The following is a 3203-nucleotide window of genomic DNA, read 5'->3' on the forward strand; positions in this document are numbered from 1 at the left end:
TGATGGCGCTTCGAAGATCTGACCAGACCTGCTCTGTGAAATTTGCCAGGTGAGCGACTCGCCGAGAGAGATCGTTCTTGTCTCGGTGGGGCTCCCTCGACGCTTCGGGTGATCACGTTTCGAAGCGAGTCGGGGGAGCCGTATTCGATGCTCACACAGGGGGAAGACGTGGAAGCGCAGGCTTTGCGTAAACGTGGCTGGTCGATCTCGGCGATCGCACGGCATCTGGGCCGTAGCAGGCCGACGATCCGGGCGTATCTGAACGGTGAGCGGGTGCCGGGACAACGGCGGCGCAGCGGGGCTGATCCGTTCGAGCCGTACGCGGAGTACTGCCGGCTGCGGCTGGACGCCGAGAGCGGGGATCCACACGTGTGGGCCACCACGCTGTTCGACGAGCTGGCCGGGCTGGGGTATGCCGGGGGCTATTCGACCTTCACCCGGGCGTTGCGGGCGCGGGGGCTGCGGCCGGTGTGTGAGCGGTGCGCGCACGCGGGTGGCCCGGTCGAGTATGTGCGGATCGAGCATCCGCCCGGTGTGGAGACGCAGTGGGACTGGCTGGAGCTGCCTGATCCGCCGGCCCGGTGGGGCTGGGGCAAGGGGGCGCATCTGCTGGTCGGCACGCTGCCGTACTCGGGTATCTGGCGGGGTGTGCTGGCCGAGTCCGAGGATCAGCCGCATCTGATCGAGGCGTTGCGCGCCGTGGGTGAGCGCCTGGGCGGCGTCAGCGCGGAGTGGCGTTTTGATCGGATGGCCACCGTCTGTGATCCCGGCAGTGGCGAGGTGTCGGCGTCGTTCGCGGCGGTGGCCCGGCATTACGGGGTGATCGTGCGGATCTGCCCGTCGCGGCGGGGCTGGCGCAAGGGCAGCGTGGAGAAGGCCAACCATGTCGCGGCGCAGCGCTGGTGGCGCACCGTGGGTGAGGAGCTGTCACCCGGCCAGGCGCAGGGCACGCTGGATGAGTGGTGCCGGCGCAGGGGCGACATCCGGATCCGGAGGATCGATGGCGGCCGGGTGAGTGTGGCCGAGCTGGCCCGCCGCGAGGCGCTGCGGCCGCTGCCGGCGCAGGCGTTCCCGGCGGTGCTGGAGGTCGAGCGGGTCGTCTCGGCGCAGGCGCTGGTGAGTTTCCGCGGCAACTTCTACTCCGTGCCGCCGGGGCACGCGGGTGAGGTGATGGGGGTGCGGCACCGGCTGGGCAGCGGCGTGCTGGAGGTGGTCACTGCGGGCGGGGCGGTGCTGGCCGCGCATGAGCGGGCCGTCGATCACGCCGGTGTGGTGATCGAGGCGGCCGGGCATGTCGCCGCGCTGGAGGCCAAGGTGCTGGCCGCCCGCGCCCGGCTGGGCGGGGGCGGGCCGTGCCCGCACAAAACCCGCCGGCCGCTCTCGCCCGCCGCCCGCGCCGAAGCCGACCGGCTGCGCGGCACCGGCGTCGGTGCCGCCGCGGCGCCGGTGGCCGATTTCGCCGCCTACGCCGCCGCCGCGCGCCCGCTGACGCCTGGTTCATCGGTCCCCGACGCCCGGCCCTGACCGCCTGTCCCCGGCGCCCATCACTCTCACTCCCCCCTCTTCAACCACCGCGCTGTCGCCACGAGGGGGACCACTGCGATGGACAACAACGTCACCAAGCCCGACGTCACCAAGCCCGACGTCACCAAGCCCGACGTCACCAAGCCCGGCGCGCTGGACGAGCGGTTCACCTGGGGGCTCATCTACGACGTCTTTCAGGTGCTGACCAGCCACGGCTACCTGCGCCACAGCCATCAGGCCACCGGAGCGGCCGTGGGCACGCTCGGTGAGCTCTGCCGCGTCTATGAAGGGAACCATCACCGATGAGCACGACCGCCCCACCTGGCCACGCGCCCGATCGCGCGACCGATCTCGTCCCGCCGGCCACACCGGCGCAGGCGGCCTGCTACCAGCGGCTGCGCGGCCATCTGGCCGACCTCAAACTGAGCGCCGCGGCCAGCGCGCTGCCCGCGCTGCTGGATGCCGCCCGCGAGGAGAACCTGTCCGTGCTCGAAGCCCTGGAACGGCTGCTGGGCTTGCAGGCCACTGCCAGCGCGGCTCGCCGGGCCGACAACAACCTGCGCTTCGCCAGCCTGCCCGCGCCCTGGAGCCTGGAGGACTACGACTTCTCCGCCCAGCCCGGCCTGGAGGAAGCCGTCGTGCGGGAACTGGCATCGTTGCGTTTCCTGGACGACGCCACCAACGTGATCTTCATCGGGCAGCCCGGCGTCGGCAAGACCATGCTTGCCATCGGCCTGGCCCGCGCCGCCGCCCTGGCCGGCCACCGCACCTACTTCACGACCTGCGACGACCTCATCCGGCGGTTGAAACGCGCCCTGGCCGAGCACCGCTTCCCCACCGGCCTGCGCTTCTTCACCCAGCCCCGGCTCCTGGTGATCGACGAATTCGGCTACCGCCGCCTGGACGAGGAAGGCCGCAGCCTGCTGTTCGAAGTGATCAACGGCCGCTACCTGAAAGGCTCGATCATCACCACCAGCCACGTCGGCGTCTCGGCCTGGGCCGAACGGCTCGGCGACCCGATGCTGGCCGCGGCCCTGCTGGATCGCCTGCTGCACCGGGGCATCATCGTCGCCATCGACGGCCCGTCCTACCGGATGCGCGCCCACCAGGCCCACACCGACGCCCTGCGCCAAGGCCTGACCTCGCCCGCACCCGCCACCACACCCGCTCGGCAGGTCGCTTCATGAGTCACCGCGAGCAACGCACCTGCCCGGTCTGCGCCACCCCCTTCACCTGGAACAGCAGCCGCCCCACCCACCGCTTCTGCGACCCCCGATGCAAAGCCATCTGGGCCCGGGAGATGAAAAAGGCCCGCGAGCTGGGACTGCCACCGCCCGTCCCCGGCGACATCCGCCTGCGCCCCGGCCCCGCGACACGAACGCCCGACCCACGCGCCCACGACAGGCCTCTCCCCGGCGAGCCTCTCCGAGCAGACCCTCTCCGGGGACACCTTCTCCCGGGGGACCTCGTCACGGCGGCCACGACCAGTGCCCGCCAAAGCAGCTGCCCGCACTGCCGGAAACCGATCGCGGTGGTGGCCATGCTCGTGCCACCCGCTGCTGTTCACGTCGACACACCGTCACAATCCGTGACGAACATCAACTAAAGCCGTAGTATGAAGTCCAACGACCTGGCAACTTTCACAGAGCACCCCTGGTCAGATTCGCGAAGCGCCATCA

At 70.8% G+C, this 3203-nt stretch carries 3 protein-coding genes; all 3 read left to right on the forward strand.

From position 1 onward, the window contains the following. Window positions 1-168: 168 nt before the first annotated feature. The 3 genes from istA (at window position 169) to istB (ending at window position 2711) form a co-directional block, all read left to right on the forward strand. The gene (istA, locus tag E1267_RS43175; protein ID WP_220449950.1) at window positions 169-1524 is read left to right on the forward strand and encodes an IS21 family transposase; all 1356 of its coding nucleotides are present in this window, start codon (window positions 169-171) and stop codon (window positions 1522-1524) included. 78 nt (window positions 1525-1602) lie between these two features. Then, a complete protein-coding gene (locus E1267_RS45185) occupies window positions 1603-1830 on the forward strand; it encodes a hypothetical protein (protein WP_165960125.1) in 228 nt (75 codons plus the stop codon). Beyond that, window positions 1827-2711 (forward strand): IS21-like element helper ATPase IstB, encoded by an 885-nt coding sequence (gene istB / locus E1267_RS43185; RefSeq protein WP_132342033.1) that lies wholly within the window; start codon window positions 1827-1829, stop codon window positions 2709-2711. The genes E1267_RS45185 and istB overlap by 4 nt, the downstream gene beginning before the upstream one ends. Window positions 2712-3203: the final 492 nt, after the last annotated feature.

This window comes from Nonomuraea longispora, from assembly GCF_004348345.1.
Classification (GTDB): Bacteria; Actinomycetota; Actinomycetes; order Streptosporangiales; family Streptosporangiaceae; genus Nonomuraea; species Nonomuraea longispora.

What these genes read in the sequence shown, in the direction of transcription:
- istB (WP_132342033.1), top strand. Translation starts at nt 1,827, where the DNA reads ATGAGCACGACCGCCCCACCTGGCCACGCGCCCGATCGCGCGACCGAT.
- E1267_RS45185 (WP_165960125.1), top strand. Translation starts at nt 1,603, where the DNA reads ATGGACAACAACGTCACCAAGCCCGACGTCACCAAGCCCGACGTCACC.